We start from the raw sequence: 16,917 nt of genomic DNA, 5'->3' as shown, positions 1-16,917 counted from the left end.
GCGCATTTATCCGCCCCATGCCCCATCAGCGTGCGCACTGCACAAACCAAGTGCTCTAATCCAGACCAAATGGTCCGAAAAACTCGCTTTATTTTCTTAAGCCACTGAATAAAAACAACAAAATAAAGCTGGCCCGCTCCATGCAAGCTCGGTTCAAGTGCCGCCCGTTGTCCCTGGGGCACGCATCGACTATCGCAGAGAGGCCTCATATGGACATCGGTATCTTCATCCCCATCGGCAACAACGGCTGGCTGATTTCCAGCAACGCACCGCAGTACATGCCCACCTTCGACCTCAACAAACAGATCGTGCAGAAGGCCGAGCATTACGGTTTTGACTTCGCATTGTCGATGATCAAACTGCGCGGCTTCGGCGGCAAGACGCAGTTCTGGGAACACAACCTGGAGTCGTTCACCCTCATGGCCGGACTCGCCGCCGTGACCAGCAGGATCCAGTTGTTCGCCACGGTCGCGACTCTGACCATCCCGCCCGCGATTGCCGCACGAATGGCCTCGACCATCGACTCGATTTCCAATGGGCGCTTTGGCATCAATCTGGTCACTGGCTGGCAGAAACCCGAATACGAACAAATGGGCCTGTGGCCCGGCGATGAGTTCTTCCACACTCGCTACGAGTACCTGGCCGAATACGCACAGGTGCTGCGTGACCTGTGGGCCACCGGCAGCAGCGATTTCAAGGGCGAACACTTCAGCATGCAGGACTGCCGCGTCAGCCCTCGTCCGCAGGCCGACATGAAGCTGATCTGTGCCGGGCAAAGTGAAGCCGGCATGGCGTTCTCGGCCCAGTACGCCGACTACAACTTCTGCTTCGGCAAAGGCGTGAATACACCGACCGCGTTCGCGCCCACCGCGCAGAAACTGATCGAGGCCAATAAGCAGACCGGGCGCAATGTCACTTCCTGCGTGCTGTTCATGATCATTGCCGACGACACCGACGAAGCCGCACGGGCTCGCTGGGAGCACATCAAGGAAGGGGCTGACGAGGAAGCCATCGCCTGGCTGAGCGACAAGGGCTCGGCCGACAAAAGCGCAGGCTCGAACCTGAGGCAGATGGCCGACCCGACTTCAGCAGTCAATATCAACATGGGCACACTGGTCGGCTCCTGGGCCAATGTGGCGAAGATGCTCGACGAAGTGGCCAGCGTTCCCGGTACTCAGGGCGTGATGCTGACCTTCGATGATTTCGTGAAAGGCGTCGAAGATTTCGGCCAGAAGATTCAGCCATTGATGAGCAGCCGCAGTCATGTCCTGCCGCTCAAGGAGGTGGTTTGATGAATGCGCCCGCAACGATTGCCGGTGTGGATTTGCCGCTTGATCTGCAGCCCGCCCGCGACCTGCCTGCACGCCCCGAAGCCTTGCGCATGAAAGCTGGCGAAACGGCGCTGGTGGTGGTCGACATGCAGAACGCCTACGCCTCGCTCGGCGGTTATCTGGACCTGGCCGGGTTCGATGTCAGCAGCACGGGACCTGTCATTGCCAACATCAAGAAGGCCTGCGCCTGCGCACGTGCGGCAGGTATCCCGGTGATCTTTTTCCAGAACGGCTGGGATCCGGCCTATGTGGAAGCAGGCGGTCCCGGCTCGCCCAACTGGCACAAATCCAATGCGCTGAAAACCATGCGCAAGCGCCCCGAACTTGAAGGTCAGTTGCTGGCCAAGGGCGGCTGGGACTATCAACTGGTCGATGAACTGACGCCCGAACCGGGTGACATTGTGGTGCCGAAAATCCGCTACAGCGGCTTCTTCAATTCCAGTTTCGACAGCGTGCTGCGCAGCCGTGGCATTCGGAACCTGGTGTTCACCGGGATCGCCACCAACGTGTGCGTGGAATCGACCTTGCGTGACGGCTTTCACCTGGAATATTTCGGCGTAGTACTGGCCGACGCGACTCATCAGGCCGGCCCCGAATTCGCTCAGCAGGCCGCCCTGTTCAATATTGAAACCTTCTTCGGCTGGGTCTCCAGCGTCGATGACTTCTGCACCACCTTCAGCCCGGTCGGGCAACCTTCGTGAGGATCTCCGCATGACCAAGAAAGCGATCATTCCTGCTGGCACCACCAAGCCGATTGCCCCGTTCGTACCGGGCTCGATGGCCGACGGCGTGCTCTACGTGTCAGGCACCCTGCCCTTCGACAAGGACAACAACGTCGTGCATGTCGGCGATGCGACTGCCCAGACCCGCCACGTGCTGGAAACCATCAAAAGCGTGATCGAAACCGCAGGCGGCACGATGGATGACGTGACCTTCAACATGATCATGATTCGCGACTGGGCCGATTACGCCAAGGTCAACGAAGTGTATGCCGAGTACTTCGCAGGCGAAAAGCCGGCGCGCTATTGCATCCAGTGCGGCCTGGTAAAGCCCGAAGCACTCATTGAAATCGCCAGCATCGCCCACATCGGCTGAACCTCGAACGTGGGCGCTCGCCGCCCACCTGGAGCGCCTGCATGTTCCATGAACTTCATGTTTCGCAAAAGACCGACGCCCCGATACTGGTACTCAGTTCGGGGCTGGGCGGTTCCAGCCGATACTGGGTCGATGACCTGACGATCTTGAGCCGTGACTATCAGGTACTGGTCTACGACCATGCAGGCACCGGACGCAGCCCCTCCGTATTGCCGCCGGATTACTCCATTCGACATATGGCGCTCGAACTGCTGGAGCTGCTCGACTCGCTCGACATTCAGCGCTGCCACTTCATGGGCCATGCGCTGGGCGGGCTGATCGGCCTCGAGCTCTCGCTGCTACGCCCCCAACTGCTGAACAGTCAGGTGCTGATCAACGCCTGGAGCAGCCCGAATCCGCACAGTGCCCGCTGTTTTTCGGTCCGCAAAAAGCTGCTGTTGAACAGCGGACCCGAAGCCTATGTGCAAGCCCAGGCGCTGTTTCTTTATCCGGCCGACTGGATCGCCGCAAACACTGCGCGGCTTTCCAGCGACGAGGCGCACGCGCTGGCGCACTTCCCCGACACCGACAACTTGCTGCGGCGGATCCACGCACTGGAAAGCTTCGACATTGAGGCGAGCCTTGCGGACATTCGCACACCGACGCTGCTGATCGCCAACCGCGACGACATGCTGGTGCCGTGGCAGCGCTCACAGCATCTGGCCGAAACGCTCCCCGATGCCAGGCTGGAGCTTCTGGAATACGGCGGTCACGCCTCGAACATCACTGACCCACAGCCCTTTCACCGAGCCCTGCTCGACTTTCTCAGCGCCCAGGCCTGAAGGACCGTAGCCATGCAAACCCAATCAGCGCCATGCACAACCGCAGCCACTGCCGTCACTCAACTTGAATTTCGCGATGCCATGTCCAGCCTCGCTGCAGCAGTCAACGTCATCACCACCGACGGCCCGCATGGCAGGGCCGGGTTCACGGCGACAGCGGTCTGCAGCGTGACCGACCAGCCGCCCACTTTGCTGGTCTGCATCAACCGCAGCGCATCGGTGTACGACGCCTTCGTGGGCAACGGCACTCTGTGCGTGAACACGCTGGGGCATGATCAGCAGGCACTTTCCAACCTGTTCGGCGGCAAGACCTCTCAGGCCGAACGCTTCGCCAGCGGCCAATGGCTGGAAGGTCTGACCGGCGCACCGTTACTCGACGGCGCCAAGCTGGCGCTGGACTGCCGAATCAGCCAGTCAGTGAGTGTCGGCACCCACGACATTCTGTTCTGTGAAGTGCAGGATATCCGGCATGAAAGCCAATCGGATGCGCTGGTGTACTTCGGGCGTCAATATCATCCGCTGCCCGGTGTCCTGCCAACGCGTTGAAACAAGGTCGGCGCTTTAAATCGCCGACCACTCCGACACGGTCATTGATTGTTTTTATCGAGCGCTGGACGCGAAAACAACTAATGCCACAACCCACTGATTTAAAAGAATAAAAACAGAAAAAACAACTTATTGGCGTCAGGTAAATACACAAGATTTTTTCCTGAAGTACTGCTTATACTGGCATTACGAGATCAGGATGATCCTTGCAGTCAATAAGGTGAAGTCATGTCGATCCATCAGGCCGGACAATCCAAAGGCTCCGTTACGTGCAGTTCATGCACAGGCTGTTCTATCGAACAGGGTCTGGGTGACTGAGCATGCTGAAAAAAATTCCCGTTTCCGAACTCAGCCTCGGCATGCACATCCACAAGTTCTGTCGTCCCTGGAACAATGACCCTTTCTGGGTAACCCATGTAGAAACCGTTCTTCACGACAGCGACGTGCTCAAACGCATTCAGTCCTCCGATACGCTCGAGGTGTGGATCGACACGCGCCAGGGTCATGATCATATGTCGGCGCCCGCACCGACTCCGGCGCATGATGACAAGGCAACGGTCAGCCTGGAGCAGGAGGTCGAACGCGCCAAAGCCATCTGCGGCAAAGCCCGTGATGTCGTGATGAACATGTTCACCGAGGCCCGGATGGGTCAGGCGATGAAGATGGACAATGTGGACCTGATGGTCGAGGAAATTTCCAACTCGATCCTGCGACACCCTCACGCCTTGATCAGCCTGTCCCGCCTCAAGACATCGGATGAATACACCTACATGCACTCGGTTGCCGTCTGCGCACTGATGGTGGCGCTCGCAAAGCGGATGGGGATGAAGACTGAACAGGTCAGGGAGGCCGGCGTAGCGGGACTCATGCATGACGTTGGCAAAATGATGATTGCTCCGGAAGTCCTCAACAAACCCGGCAGGCTGACCGTCGAAGAATTCACCCTGATGAAAACCCATCCCGAACAGGGTCTGAAAATTCTCGAGGAGAACCTGCCAGTCGCGGCGCTGGTGATGGATGTCTGTCTGCACCACCATGAAAAGGTCGACGGCTCGGGATACCCCGATGGATTGCAAGGGTCGGACATCAGCATCTTCGCCAGAATGAGTGCGGTCTGCGACGTGTATGACGCGATCACCTCGGACCGGCCGTACAAAAAGGGTTGGGGTGTTGCACATTCGATCCGCGAGATGGCTTCCTGGAAAGGCCACTTCGATGACATGGTGTTCCAGAATTTCGTCAAGACCGTGGGCATCTATCCGGTGGGTGCGCTGGTGCGTCTGGAAAGCGGACGGCTGGGCGTGGTCATGGAGCAGAGTGAAACGTCGCTGCTGACGCCCAAAGTCAAGGTCTTCATGTCCGCACGCACCCGCAAGACCTTCGCACCGCAGATCATAGATCTGGCGAGCAGCGAGGACCGGGACGCTATCATCAAGATCGAACTCCCCGCCGACTGGGGCCTGGACAGCGTCGACCACCTCTGGTCAGGCATCAGGCCCGGTCAGGCGGCTTCGGACTAGCTCAACAGCCCCAGCAACTTGGCTCTCGCCACAGCCTGGGTCCGACGCTCAACGCCCAGCTTGCTGTTGATGTGGCTGGCGTGGGTCTTGACCGTATGCAGCGAGATGAACAACTGCTCGCTGATCTCCTGATTCGAACAGCCTTGTGCGATCAATCGCAGCACGTCCAGTTCGCGCAGGCTCAGGCAGTCGCTGCCGTGCATGAACTCTGCGGCGGGAGGCACCGGGGATGCCGGAAGCTGATCAAGCAACGCATCACGCACAGCGCAGGGCGGCGCCTGAAGCAAGTGTTCGCGAAGCCATTGCGGGTGCTCGCCCAGCAAAGTGCGGAACGGAAACAACGCACCGCCAGCGGCCGTCTTCAGGCTTCGCACCAGGCGGTCCTGTGCTTCATCGTACCGGGCGGCGTCGAGCAGAAGGCCGATATGCTGGGTCACGGCGACGAGGCCGACCAATTGCGCACCGATACGATGAGCGTGCTCTTCGAGTGCCCGCAGACGTTTCTCGCTGGCGCAAGGGTCGCCGTGAATCCGTTCCAGCATGGCGCGCTGCAACTCGATCTGCTGGGGCAACTGAGGGTGACATTCAGGCGCGCCCGCCGCCAGCTCGCCGGTGTAGGTCTGAGTGAGGCGCAGCAACCAGGCCTCGGCCAGATCGATGCGGCCCTGCACCAGCCAGAGTTCGCATTTGACCAGCGTGATCATTGCCAGGTAATAAATCGGCGGCACATCCCAGATATGCATCAACCGTTCAGCCTCGGCCAGTTCAGCAAAGGCTTCAGCAAAACGCCCTGCACAGCCTTCCATCGTGGCGATCACACAATGACCGATGAGCACGCTGATGTCGCGGCAGGCATGGGCTTCAGCCAGACCGGCGAGCAACCTGGCACGCCCGGCGTCAACCTCCAGGCGCAACGTCAGCAGATAGCCTTCATACAAGGTCAGGCGAGCCCGGACCGCATACAGACGAGACGGGGACAATCCTTTGAGGCGTTGCAGCCCCTGACGCACTTCGTCAAGCGCCCGGAGAATTTCGCCCCGCGCCTGCAAGGCTCTGGCGCGATCATAGTGAGCGAGCGCCTCGAACAGCGGGTTTGCGACCCGTTGCGCCAGTTCCAGTGCATCGCGATTCAACGCACGGGCACGCCAGAGGTCGCCTTGGGCGATAGCCAGATTGGCGAGGGTCGAGAGGCAGACCAGACGCTGCCCATAACGTTTTTCGGGAAGACTGAGCAGGGCTTCGCCGCAATAACGCAGCGTCCTGTCGCTGTCGCCTCTACCGCGAGCGATGACACCGCTCAGCGCCAGCCACTGGGCCAGCATGGATTTTTGCGCGGTAGCCGAGGGCGCGGGCAGGAAACGACTCAACTGGTTGGCCAGTTCTTCAGCGGCGTCCAGCTGGCAGGCCAGCCCCAGTGCCCAGGCGTACAGCACGATCAATCGCGGTGTGCTGGTCAGCAGGCTGTCGGGCAAGTCCATCTTCCAGCGCAGCAACATGCCGACGTTCTGTTCGGCCAACAACTGTTCTTCGGATAGGTTCTGCACCAGGTTGGCTGCGACATCCAGGTGCCCGGCGCGCAAGGCCTGTTCAACCGCTTCATCAAGCAGGCCCTGGCCGCTGAACCAGCGACAGGCATTCAGGTGCAGCCGTGTCTGCTGCGGACCGCTGGCCTGCCGGGTGCGCAGCAGGTCGGAGAACAGATGGTGATAACGAAACCAGTGGCCCTGTTCGTCAAGCGGCACCAGAAAGACCTGATGCGCCTGCAGGTAGCGCAGCATCTCGGCGCTGTCATGGGTGTCCCGGGCCGCGTCGCACAGGGCGCTGCAAAAACGTTCCAGGCACGCCGTTTCGTAGAGAAAGGCCTGAGCCTCGGCCGGCAGACAATCGATGACTTCCTCCAGCAGGTATTCCCGAATCATCACCTCACCGCCGTGCAGTGACTGAGGCAATGCATTGTCATCACCGGCTTCGGCGGCCGCCAGCAACCAGAAACGCAGCCCCGCCACCCAGCCCTCACTGCGCTGAATCAGTCTTTGCAGCGCTTCGTTGTCGAGCGAGCGACTGTGCTGGTCCAGCAATGCCATGGACTCGGCATGCGTAAGCCTCAGGTCATGCTCGTTGATTTCAAGCAACTGGCGTGAAAGACGCAGGCGTGCCAGATGCCAGTCAGGTCGCTGACGGCTCGTCACCATCAGCACCAGACCGGCCGGCAGATGGTTGAGCAGAAATTGCAGGCAACGATCGAGCACGCTGCCCTGGGCGAGATGATAGTCGTCGAGGACCAGCAATAGCGGCCGGCTAAGCATCAGGTGAACGGCCAGTTCGTCCAGCAGCCCGTCGAGCCAGGGTTCGAATGCAAAGGGCTGATGGCGTTGGCGCATTTTCAGCAAGCTCATTGCCTGTGCGCCCAACTGCGGAAAAAACTGCTGAAGCCCTGCCAGCAGACGCTCCAGAAAACGCCCGGGATCGTGGTCTCTGGAGCTCAGCCCCAGCCACACGCTTTGCCATTTGTCTGGTAACGCCTGACAGAACTCGACCGCCAGCGAGCTTTTGCCAAAACCTGCCGGAGCGCAGACCAGCAGCAATCGCCCAGACAAACCTTCGTGAAGGCGCTGGCACAATCGGGGTCTGGGAACATAGCCATCGGGCAGTGGCGGTCGGAAGAATCGCCCTTCCAACGCAGGAATCGCGCTGTCTGCGAACCCTTGCATACGGGACAGATCAGTCATGGCCGGCTCTTGTATGAATCGATTTGTTCGGCTTGGCAGTGCTCGGAGACTAGCGGGTTAGCGGATCGTTTTGAAGGTCATCATTGAAAAGACTGTAACAAAATTCCTACGACTTATAAGGCATGAGGCCATACGCAAAAAAGCCCCGCGGACGGGGCTTTACTGTTCAAACGGTTTCCGTGGACGCGCTGCGTGTATCCGCAAGCGCTACAAACCGATGCTTAACGAACGCCTTCCTGACGCAGCGCGTTTGGCGTGAAGTCGCTGGTGCCAGCCGTGAAGCCGAACTCATAGGCACGTTTCTCTTCGTTCTTCATGCCCAGCGCCACGTAGCGGCCCGATTGCAGGTCGTACAGGGTTTCAATGGCGTACCACGGCACTTGCTTGTCGTAGTAGTTCTCGGCATGAGCCTCCGCGACGCGCCACAGTTGGCCGCGACCGTCGTAGTGGTCGATCACCGCCGCCTGCCAGGTGTCTTCGTCGATGAAGAAGTCACGCTTGGCATAGATATGGCGCTGGCCTTCCTTCAGGGTTGCAGTCACGTGCCAGACACGACGCAGCTCGTAACGGGTCAGGTCCTGGTTGATGTGACCGGCCTTGATGATGTCGGCGTACTTGAGCGTCGGATCGTCCAGCTTGTGGCTGTTGGAGGCGATGTACATTTCCTGCTTGCCGATCAGTTTCCAGTCGTAGCGATCCGGCGCGCCGTTGTACATGTCCAGGTTATCGGACGTGCGCAAGCCGTCAGATGCAGTGCCCGGACCGTCATACGACACCTGCGGAGCACGGCGCACGCGACGCTGCCCCGCGTTGTACAGCCAGGCCGAACGCGGTTCTTTCACCTGATCGAGTGTTTCGTGGACCAACAGCACGCCACCGGCCAGCCGTGCCGGCGCGGTCACTTCCTGTTTGAAGTAGAACAGGACGTTGCCCGGATTCTTGGGATCGAAATCGCGCATCTTGTCGCGGAATACGAACTGGTCGGCAAAGTACACCAGACTGTAGGAGCCGTTGGGCTGTGGAGTGGCCTGGGTCACCAGTCGCTTCACGCTCCCGCCACGGTAGCGGGTGATATGGTTCCAGATCACCTCGACGCCGTTGGCAGGGATTGGAAACGGGATGGCGGTATCGAAGTTCTCCAGACCGCTGCCGCCGCCGACCAGTTTGGTCGTGGTCGCATTACGTTTGATGGCTGCGTAGACCTCGTCCGGCACGGTCGCACCACGGTGCGTCGGATACACCGGAATCCGGTAACTGTCCGGATAGCGCTTGAACATTGCGTATTGGCCGGGTGCCAGTTTGTCCTTGTACTGCTCGACGTTGGCCGCCGTGATGGTGAACAACGGCTTTTCGCTGGCATACGGATTGGCCAGGAACCCTTTGCTATCGACTGCTCCGGCGTTTTTCGGCATCGGCGCCCAGGCCGAAATAGTGTTCGCCGCGTTGCCCGCCTTTTCTGCCCCCATGGGCGTCAGGGACGTCCCCAGTTTTGCTGCCTCGGATTCAGACACTGCCGCCATCACGCTGGTCGCCAACAGCGACATGCTCAACAGACCGGCTTGCAACAGACCCTTTGTTATTTTCATATTTATCGTCATCCCGAAAAAACCGTGTTCTTAGAAGTTCATGCCGAAGCTGAGCGCAACGAAGTCGCGGTCATCAACCGTGGTGTACTTCCCATCGAAGAAGTTGGTGTAGGAAAGGGCTGCGGTGTAGGTGTTCTGGTACTCGGCATCCAGACCGAGGCTGACCGCCTTGCGTCCTTCCTCGAAGTTGCCGCCAGGGCCTGGCGAGTAGCCCTTGACGTCATGCGACCAGGCCACGCTCGGGCGCAGGTTTACTCCGGCGAAGAAGCTGTTGTAGTCCCAGATGGCGCGAGCGCGGTAGCCCCAGGAGTTGGAGGTGGTGAAACCATCGTTCTCGCAGTAGCGGGTCAGGTTGTTCTGATCGGCACCAGTGAGGGTACCGGCGTTGAGTGTGGCGCACTGGCCACCCGGCAACGGTCCGGGTCCGTAGACCGGGTCACGGCCATAGCGGATCTCGGAAGTGCTTTCCAGACCGCCGACATGAGTAAAGCCTACCTCGCCCACCAGAGTCAGACGCTCTGCCCCCATGACCTGATCGAAGAACTGGGTGAAGGTGGTCTGCAGTTGAGTGATTTCCTTGCGGCGATAACCTGGCTGGTCGGTGTTGGGCTGACCGTTCAGCAGCGAAACGTTCGGGTTGAGCGGCGAAATGCCCGAGTACAGGATATCCGTGGTGTTGACCTGAACCGGCGCGTTCGGACGGTAGCTGATTTCACCACTCCACGCGGTGCCGGTAGGCAGTGTGGTGGAGAAGCTCAGGCCGTACAGGCGGATGTCCTCAGGGTATTCGACGTAATAGCTGGAGTTACCGGCCACCACGACAGGCAGCAAGGTCGGTGCCAGACGCGCGGCCGTGGCCTGCGGAATGCCGTTGCGCACCAGCGACCCCACCAGACCGGCCGGGCTGAAAGAGGCTGCCGAACCGCCGCGTCCGCTGAAGATCGGCGCACGGCTGTGGTAGTTCATCATGTAGGCGCCGAACTCGGTATCCAGCGGCTCATAGTTGTAACGCAGGGCGAAACCGAACTGGCCGCTGTCACGCGCATCGCGGTCAGGGCCACGGCGCACGATCGCGCCTTCGTCAGGATTGCCGAACACCACGCCCTGCTGGCTCAGCGAGTTGAACACGGCACCGCGCGCTGCAGCCGGCAGACCCGCTGCGGCCAGTGAGGTGTTCAGACCACTGCGGCTGCGCAGTACGGCGAGGTTGTTGTCACAGCCGTCGGAGATGACGTCAGGTTGCGAAAAGAACGTGCCGCAGTTGTCGGTGACCGTCTGGTCCCACTCGAGCTGGTAGAAACCTTCGGCCGACAGGTTGTCGGTCAGGCTCTGCGACAGATAGAACATGTTGACCGGAATCAGGCCTTCCTTGATTTCCGAGCCAGGCCGACGGAACGCGGACACGTCGATAGGGTTGACGCTGTTGATACCGCCGCCGATGAAGGTACTTTCACCCCAACTGATGACCTGCTTGCCGAAACGGACCGAGCCTGGCTGATCAGCGATCGAATAGTTGTGATAGACGAAAGCATCCAGCAACTGGAACCCGGACGACTTGGCGCCCTCCTTGCGGTTCGAATCGCTGATGTCCTTGAACTCGCGACCTTCGTCCTTGAGCTCGAAGTCGTACCAGTACTTGCCACGCATGAACACGCCGGTGTCGCCGTACTTCAGTTCCAGGTCATGGATACCCTTGAAGATCTTCGAGAACGTCTCCCCACGCTTGAAGTTCAAATGGCCATCGTCTGACGTCTGCGACAGCCCGCGCCCGCCATTGTTGGCGCCGATCAGGTTCTTGTTGGCCTTTTCGGTCGACCAGCTGGCACCCACAGAGAGCGAGGAGTCGAAACTGCCTTCAATCTCGCCAATGTTGAAGGAAACGCCGAAAGCAGGACCGGCGAGCGAAGAGGCAAGACTGACGGCCAGGGGCAACTTTGCCCGGCGCCAGAAGGGGTTGGTTGTTGTCATCGACGCTACTCCATGTGCTTTTATTGTTATGGCAGTGGGAAATTTCAAAAACGACTCGGCAGTCGAATCAAACTGACTGGCAACACTCATCAGGCAGCCTGGATGGCGCCAACACAAAATGTACTTCCGCTCTTGCGCATTCCCTATGCCGACTATATCCAGCAGGCGCTGATGCCATATCCCTCTAAAGTGTGATTTGCAGCATCAACGCCTCTGGCCCGCCTGTTCCGGAGGAACTGTGCGACAGGCCTGGAGGGGAGAATGGCTGATATTGGCGATTTGGCAAGGCGCAGAGCGGTGTCCTCGACGTAAGTGCCTGCCGCACTGACTTGCGCGGCAGGTGCGCAGCGTGAAAATCAGTCAGAGCGTGGAAAGAAACGCACTGTTGCTGTTCTGCCACTGGACGATGTCCAGGCGCATCTTCTTCTTGTCGAGCTTGCCGACACTGGTTTTGGGAATTTCAGTAACAAGCGCGATCTGGCTGGGAATGGCCCACTTGTTGATGTGTCCCTGCTCGACGAAAGGCTTGAGATGCTCCTTCAGAATCCGGGCGTCCAGCTCATGCCCTTCGCGCACCACCAGCAACGCAAAAGGCCGCTCGCCCCACTGCGGATCAGGAATACCGACCACGGCCACTTCGCGCACGGCGGGGTGGCGACTGCACAGGTCTTCAAGCGCGAGGGAGGAAATCCATTCGCCGCCGGTCTTGATCACGTCCTTGATGCGGTCGCGGATGTCGATGAAGCCCATGCCGTCCAGCGTCGCAACGTCTCCCGTGTGCATCCAGCCGCCCGCCCACATCTCGGCACCCTTTTCAGGCTCCCGGTAGTAGCTCTCGCTCAGCCAGGGCGCACGCAACACCAATTCGCCCTGGGTTTCGCCATCGGTCGGCAGAAAGTTGCCGTTCTCATCGACGATCGCCGCGTCCACCAGCATTCCCGGCACACCCGCCTTGATCCGGTAGGTGATGCGCTCGTCTTCACTGCCCGCTTTCAATTCTTCGTTGATGTGCGCCACGGAAATCAGCGGCCCGGTTTCGGACATGCCGTAAGCCGCCGTGAGCTGAATCCCTTTCGCCTTGGCCGCCTTGTACAGCGTGCGCGTAAGCGAGCTGCCGCCGATGATGATCTTCCAGCCGCCGAAATCAATGTCAGCAGCAGACTTGGCGTTGAGCAGCATCTGCATGATGGTCGGCACACAATGGGAGAACGTCACCTTCTCCTTGCGCCACAGCTCGACCAGCAGCTCAGGATCGTAACGACCGGGATAGACCTGTTTGAGCCCGAGCATGGTCGCGGCGTAGGGAATCCCCCACGCATGCACATGGAACATCGGGGTGATCGGCATGTAGACATCATCGGTGCCCAACAGCCGCACACTGTCGATGCACCCCATGATGGTCGCGACCCCCATGGTGTGCAGGACCAGTTGCCGGTGGGTGAAGTACACCCCCTTGGGGTTACCTGTCGTGCCCGTGGTGTAGAACATGGTGGCGACCGAGTTTTCGTCGAAATCCTCGAATTCATACTCGGGGCTCGCCGCGGCCAGCAGTTCCTCGTATTCGCCAACCAGATTCGGCAAATCCGCCGTCTTTTCCGGCAGATCGGTCAGCAGCAGGGTCTTTTCGACGGTGGTCAGGTGCCCGGCGATAGCGTTGTAAAGGCCAGTAAATTCGCTATTGACCAGCACAACCCGGTCATCGGCATGGTTGATGGTGTAGGCAATCTGCTCCGGCGAGAGTCGCACGTTGACGGTGTGTATCACCGCACCAATCATCGGAATCGCGAACATGCACTCCAGGTACCGGTGGCTGTCCCAATCCATGACTGCCACCGTATCGCCAGCCTTTACCCCGGCCGCTGTCAGCACATTGGCAAGGCGACAGATACGTTCATTGAGTTCCACATAGGTATAGCGGAGTGAGTCCCGGTAAACGATTTCACGCGTTTTTTCATAGCGGCTGCCGGACATCAGAAGCCGTTTGAGCAACAGAGGGTACTGATAAGCGCCATCGGCTGGCGGAAGAACGCGAGTCTGTAACATATGAGTCCCTTTCCAAAGTTCACAGGCCAAGCCTGAAATATGGACTCTAGAACATCGCCTCGCCAGCCAAATCAGCCAAAATGATGATTTGTTCATCCAAGCCATGCAGGCGTCTGGCCAGCCATTCTCCGCTGCATCCAACGCACTCTGCCACACGAACCTGCACGTTCATTTACCCGAAACTCAACGCATCTCGGTCAGCGCAAGCTTGATGCCCAGCGCGATCAACACCCCGCCCATCGCGCGGTCGAACCAGTGGCCCATTCGTGCAAAACCGGCGCGCACCCGTGCCTGACTGAACAGACGGGCGACCAGACAGAACCATAAGGCAGTCGCCGCCGCGAGGTAGACGCCGTATCCGCCCTGTACCAACAACGGCGTGTGCGGGTTGATGACGACGGTGAACAGCGACAGGAAGAACAGCGTGGCCTTGGGGTTGAGGCCATTGGTGACGAAACCGCTCACGTAAGCGCCTTTTGCCGTGCGTTCGCCCACAGGGGCCTTGATGACGTCATCCGACGCGCTGGCAGGTTTGGCACGCAGGGCCTTGAAGCCGATGTACAGCAGGTACGCCGCCGCCGCCCACTTCAAGGCGTTGAACAGCACGATGGATTGCGAAACGATGATTCCGATGCCCAGAAGCGAATAGCCCACATGCACAAAAATCGCCGAGCCGACACCCAGCGCCGCCCAGGTGCCCGCCTTGCGACCGTGGGTAACACTCTCGCGCACCACCACCGCAAAATCGGGACCGGGGCTGGCCACGGCCAGCAGATGGATCAGTGCAACGGTAAGAAATTCCGGCCAGTACATGAAGCCTCCCAGGGAAGAGTGATGAGCGTTGGCTCTGATAGGCTGATCACACTACGCTTTTCAACTTCCCGGCAAAAGGTACAGCTATGAGCAATCCCGGCAGAGCAGTTTTCCTCGACCACACGTCGCTGGATCTGGGCGATCTGGATCTGGCAACGTTGCGTGAAAGTGTTGGCGAACTGGTGCTGTACGCCAGCACGGGACCTGAGCAGGTGGTGGAGCGCCTGAAAGGTGCTCAGGTCGCAATCAGCAACAAGGTCGTGATCGATGCCAGTACGTTCGCGGCGTGTCCGGACCTCAAACTGGTTCTGGTCACCGCGACGGGCACCAACAATATCGACCTGGTTTCCGCTCGCGAACACGGGGTGACGGTGTGCAACTGTCAGGGCTACGGCACGCCGTCGGTGGCCCAGCACACGCTGCTTCTGCTGCTGGCCCTCGCGACTCGCCTGCCGGATTACCAGCAGGCTGTGCATCAGGGCCTGTGGCAGAAGTCGAAACAATTCTGCCTGCTGGATTTTCCGATCGTCGAGCTGCAAGGCAAGACGCTGGGCCTGCTGGGCCATGGCGAACTGGGCGGTGCGGTGGCAAGACTGGCCGAGGCATTCGGCATGCGCGTGCTGCTGGGTCAGGTTCCAGGCCGGCCAGCGCGGGCGGATCGTCTGCCACTGGCAGAACTGCTGCCTCAGGTCGATGCCCTCACCCTTCACTGCCCGCTCAACGACAACACCCGCGACATGATCGGCGCGCACGAACTGAGCCTGATGAAACCTCATGCCCTCATCGTCAACACCGCACGCGGCGGACTGATCAATGAACAGGCCCTGGCTGACGCACTGCGCAACGGCCACCTGGGCGGCGCAGCGTCGGACGTGCTGAGCGTGGAGCCTCCAGTGGCAGGCAATCCGCTGCTCGCAGGCGACATTCCGCGCCTGATCATCACCCCGCACAGCGCCTGGGGCGCGAAGGAAGCCCGCCAGCGTATCGTCAGCCAGGTCACCGAAAACGCCCGGGCGTTCTTCGCGGGTGCGCCGGTCAGGGTTGTGAGTGGGTGATGCTGCACGGCGGCGCACCGTGCAGGGACGCGGAGCATCCTGAGCGGCATGGGCATGCGGCCCGTGACGCTCTGCATGACAGGCACAAAAGGGTCAGAGGCTGGCGGTTCTGCGCCGTTCTCCAGAATGCCCGCTCGCCAATCCTGTTAAACTGCGCGCTTTTTCAGGAGCCATTCCATGGACCCGCGCAGTGAAGTGTTACTCCGTCAGGCCGAGCTGTTTCAGGGCTCGCTGTTGTTGGCCGGATTGCCTGCCGATGACCTGCTCGGGAAGCTGCCGCAGGCCCGTGGCTGGTGCTGGCACGCCGGTGATCAGTCGGCACTGGATGCACGTTTCGACGGACGCACGCACTTCGGTGTCGAGGCGCCGGAAGAGCCGTTCGAAGCCGCCGTGCTGTTCCTGCCCAAGGCCCGCGACCTGACCGACTACCTGCTCAACGCGCTGGCCTCCCGGCTTCAGGGTCGCGAGCTGTTTCTGGTCGGCGAGAAACGCGGCGGTATCGAAGCCGCCGCCCGGCAACTGAGCCCGTTCGGTCGGGCCCGCAAGCTGGACAGCGCGCGTCACTGTCAGCTCTGGCAGGTCACCGTTGAAACTGCCCCGCAGGCGGTCAGCCTGGAAAGCCTCGCCAAGCCTTATCAGATTGACCTGCAGGATGGCCCGCTCGCGGTCATCAGTCTCCCTGGCGTATTCAGCCACGGCCGTCTGGATCGGGGCTCGGCTTTGCTTCTGGAAAACATCGACAAACTCCCGAGCGGCAATCTGCTCGATTTCGGCTGTGGCGCGGGCGTTCTCGGTGCTGCGGTAAAGCGTCGCTATCCGCACAACGAAGTGGTGATGCTGGATGTGGACGCCTTCGCTGCGGCCAGTTCGCGTCTGACGCTGGCAGCCAATGGTCTTGAAGCACAGGTGTTGACCGGTGACGGAATCGACGCTGCACCCATGGGATTGAACACGATTCTGAGCAATCCGCCATTTCATGTCGGTGTTCATACCGACTACATGGCGACCGAAAACCTGCTGAGAAAAGCACGCCAACATCTGAAATTGGGTGGCGAACTGCGTCTGGTTGCGAACAATTTCCTGCGCTATCAGCCGCTGATCGAAGAGCATGTCGGCGCCTGTGAGGTCCGTGCCCAGGGCAACGGTTTCAAGATCTACAGCGCCAAACGTTCCTGAAATAAGAGCTTGCCGAAAGGATTCTGCAAGGGCAGAATCCGCTCCGTCCTAGGGGAGTAGTCTCCCACGAGCCTCACGCTCGTCCGGCACGTATCAACATACTTGGTCCTCAGACCATGGTGCGTGCGACCCAGAATCCGCTCAGACGGATCGGTGGTTTGACAAGACCTATGACACGAACACCTTACCCGGGGCGGGAAGGCTGTACGTGTCATAGCCGTGTCGACCCGCCCC

Annotated in this window: 13 protein-coding genes and 1 riboswitch; of the genes, 8 read left to right on the top strand and 5 right to left on the bottom strand. The window is 59.9% G+C overall.

Annotated features, from left to right (window positions below):
* Window positions 1-209 precede the first annotated feature (209 nt).
* The 6 genes from rutA (at window position 210) to JTJ32_RS23855 (ending at window position 5,313) form a co-directional block, all read left to right on the top strand.
* Window positions 210-1,292 carry a pyrimidine utilization protein A gene (gene rutA / locus JTJ32_RS23880; RefSeq protein WP_210043518.1) on the top strand — a complete coding sequence of 361 codons (1,083 nt, stop codon included), beginning with the start codon at window positions 210-212 and terminating at the stop codon, window positions 1,290-1,292.
* On the top strand, window positions 1,292-2,032 hold the full coding sequence (gene rutB, locus JTJ32_RS23875; protein WP_099226926.1) for a pyrimidine utilization protein B: 741 nt from the start codon (window positions 1,292-1,294) through the stop codon (window positions 2,030-2,032). Before rutA ends, rutB begins: the two co-directional genes overlap by 1 nt.
* A gap of 10 nt (window positions 2,033-2,042) precedes the next feature.
* Window positions 2,043-2,426 carry a pyrimidine utilization protein C gene (gene rutC / locus JTJ32_RS23870; RefSeq protein WP_004885146.1) on the top strand — a complete coding sequence of 128 codons (384 nt, stop codon included), beginning with the start codon at window positions 2,043-2,045 and terminating at the stop codon, window positions 2,424-2,426.
* Window positions 2,427-2,467: 41 nt separating this feature from the next.
* The gene (rutD, locus tag JTJ32_RS23865; protein ID WP_210043516.1) at window positions 2,468-3,247 is read left to right on the top strand and encodes a pyrimidine utilization protein D; all 780 of its coding nucleotides are present in this window, start codon (window positions 2,468-2,470) and stop codon (window positions 3,245-3,247) included.
* Window positions 3,248-3,259: 12 nt separating this feature from the next.
* Window positions 3,260-3,793, top strand: a complete 534-nt coding sequence (rutF, locus tag JTJ32_RS23860) for an NADH-dependent FMN reductase RutF (protein ID WP_184318511.1) — start codon at window positions 3,260-3,262, stop codon at window positions 3,791-3,793.
* Window positions 3,794-4,113: 320 nt separating this feature from the next.
* Window positions 4,114-5,313, top strand: coding sequence for a cyclic di-GMP phosphodiesterase (locus JTJ32_RS23855; protein ID WP_210043515.1), 1,200 nt, complete (start codon window positions 4,114-4,116; stop codon window positions 5,311-5,313).
* Here the strand turns inward: JTJ32_RS23855 and JTJ32_RS23850 are convergent.
* The 5 genes from JTJ32_RS23850 to JTJ32_RS23830 form a co-directional block, all read right to left on the bottom strand.
* On the bottom strand, window positions 5,310-8,042 hold the full coding sequence (locus JTJ32_RS23850) for a winged helix-turn-helix domain-containing protein (RefSeq protein WP_210043514.1): 2,733 nt from the start codon (window positions 8,040-8,042) through the stop codon (window positions 5,310-5,312). The two genes, JTJ32_RS23855 and JTJ32_RS23850, sit on opposite strands and share 4 nt — an antisense overlap.
* 221 nt (window positions 8,043-8,263) lie before the next feature.
* The gene (locus tag JTJ32_RS23845) at window positions 8,264-9,628 is read right to left on the bottom strand and encodes a DUF1329 domain-containing protein (RefSeq protein ID WP_210043513.1); all 1,365 of its coding nucleotides are present in this window, start codon (window positions 9,626-9,628) and stop codon (window positions 8,264-8,266) included.
* Window positions 9,629-9,658: 30 nt separating this feature from the next.
* Window positions 9,659-11,596 carry a DUF1302 domain-containing protein gene (locus tag JTJ32_RS23840; protein ID WP_184318502.1) on the bottom strand — a complete coding sequence of 646 codons (1,938 nt, stop codon included), beginning with the start codon at window positions 11,594-11,596 and terminating at the stop codon, window positions 9,659-9,661.
* Between the two features lie 360 nt (window positions 11,597-11,956).
* Window positions 11,957-13,639, bottom strand: a complete 1,683-nt coding sequence (locus tag JTJ32_RS23835; protein WP_099226933.1) for a fatty acid--CoA ligase — start codon at window positions 13,637-13,639, stop codon at window positions 11,957-11,959.
* Window positions 13,640-13,822: 183 nt separating this feature from the next.
* Complete coding sequence (locus tag JTJ32_RS23830; protein ID WP_210043512.1) at window positions 13,823-14,452, bottom strand: LysE family translocator; 630 nt, start codon at window positions 14,450-14,452, stop codon at window positions 13,823-13,825.
* Window positions 14,453-14,538: 86 nt separating this feature from the next.
* Here JTJ32_RS23830 and JTJ32_RS23825 point away from each other — a divergent pair, with 86 nt between their 5' ends.
* A complete protein-coding gene (locus JTJ32_RS23825) occupies window positions 14,539-15,507 on the top strand; it encodes a 2-hydroxyacid dehydrogenase (RefSeq protein ID WP_184318498.1) in 969 nt (322 codons plus the stop codon).
* Between the two features lie 177 nt (window positions 15,508-15,684).
* Complete coding sequence (locus JTJ32_RS23820; RefSeq protein WP_210043511.1) at window positions 15,685-16,683, top strand: methyltransferase; 999 nt, start codon at window positions 15,685-15,687, stop codon at window positions 16,681-16,683.
* 38 nt (window positions 16,684-16,721) lie between these two features.
* Window positions 16,722-16,860, top strand: a riboswitch (yybP-ykoY riboswitch).
* Window positions 16,861-16,917 lie beyond the last annotated feature (57 nt).

The sequence above is a fragment of the Pseudomonas alliivorans genome (assembly GCF_017826695.1).
In the GTDB taxonomy this organism is placed as follows: Bacteria; Pseudomonadota; Gammaproteobacteria; order Pseudomonadales; family Pseudomonadaceae; genus Aquipseudomonas; species Aquipseudomonas alliivorans.
The sequence above is the reverse complement of the archived record's forward strand: the minus strand, read 5'-3'. Positions and strand labels throughout refer to the sequence as shown.

Bases quoted from the DNA above. Each gene is read 5' to 3' on its own strand.
- rutC (WP_004885146.1), top strand. From the start codon at position 2,043: ATGACCAAGAAAGCGATCATTCCTGCTGGCACCACCAAGCCGATTGCC.
- JTJ32_RS23850 (WP_210043514.1), bottom strand. From the start codon at position 8,042: ATGACTGATCTGTCCCGTATGCAAGGGTTCGCAGACAGCGCGATTCCT.
- rutD (WP_210043516.1), top strand. From the start codon at position 2,468: ATGTTCCATGAACTTCATGTTTCGCAAAAGACCGACGCCCCGATACTG.
- JTJ32_RS23855 (WP_210043515.1), top strand. From the start codon at position 4,114: ATGCTGAAAAAAATTCCCGTTTCCGAACTCAGCCTCGGCATGCACATC.
- rutF (WP_184318511.1), top strand. From the start codon at position 3,260: ATGCAAACCCAATCAGCGCCATGCACAACCGCAGCCACTGCCGTCACT.
- rutA (WP_210043518.1), top strand. From the start codon at position 210: ATGGACATCGGTATCTTCATCCCCATCGGCAACAACGGCTGGCTGATT.
- JTJ32_RS23835 (WP_099226933.1), bottom strand. From the start codon at position 13,639: ATGTTACAGACTCGCGTTCTTCCGCCAGCCGATGGCGCTTATCAGTAC.
- JTJ32_RS23825 (WP_184318498.1), top strand. From the start codon at position 14,539: ATGAGCAATCCCGGCAGAGCAGTTTTCCTCGACCACACGTCGCTGGAT.
- JTJ32_RS23840 (WP_184318502.1), bottom strand. From the start codon at position 11,596: ATGACAACAACCAACCCCTTCTGGCGCCGGGCAAAGTTGCCCCTGGCC.
- rutB (WP_099226926.1), top strand. From the start codon at position 1,292: ATGAATGCGCCCGCAACGATTGCCGGTGTGGATTTGCCGCTTGATCTG.
- JTJ32_RS23830 (WP_210043512.1), bottom strand. From the start codon at position 14,452: ATGTACTGGCCGGAATTTCTTACCGTTGCACTGATCCATCTGCTGGCC.
- JTJ32_RS23820 (WP_210043511.1), top strand. From the start codon at position 15,685: ATGGACCCGCGCAGTGAAGTGTTACTCCGTCAGGCCGAGCTGTTTCAG.
- JTJ32_RS23845 (WP_210043513.1), bottom strand. From the start codon at position 9,628: ATGAAAATAACAAAGGGTCTGTTGCAAGCCGGTCTGTTGAGCATGTCG.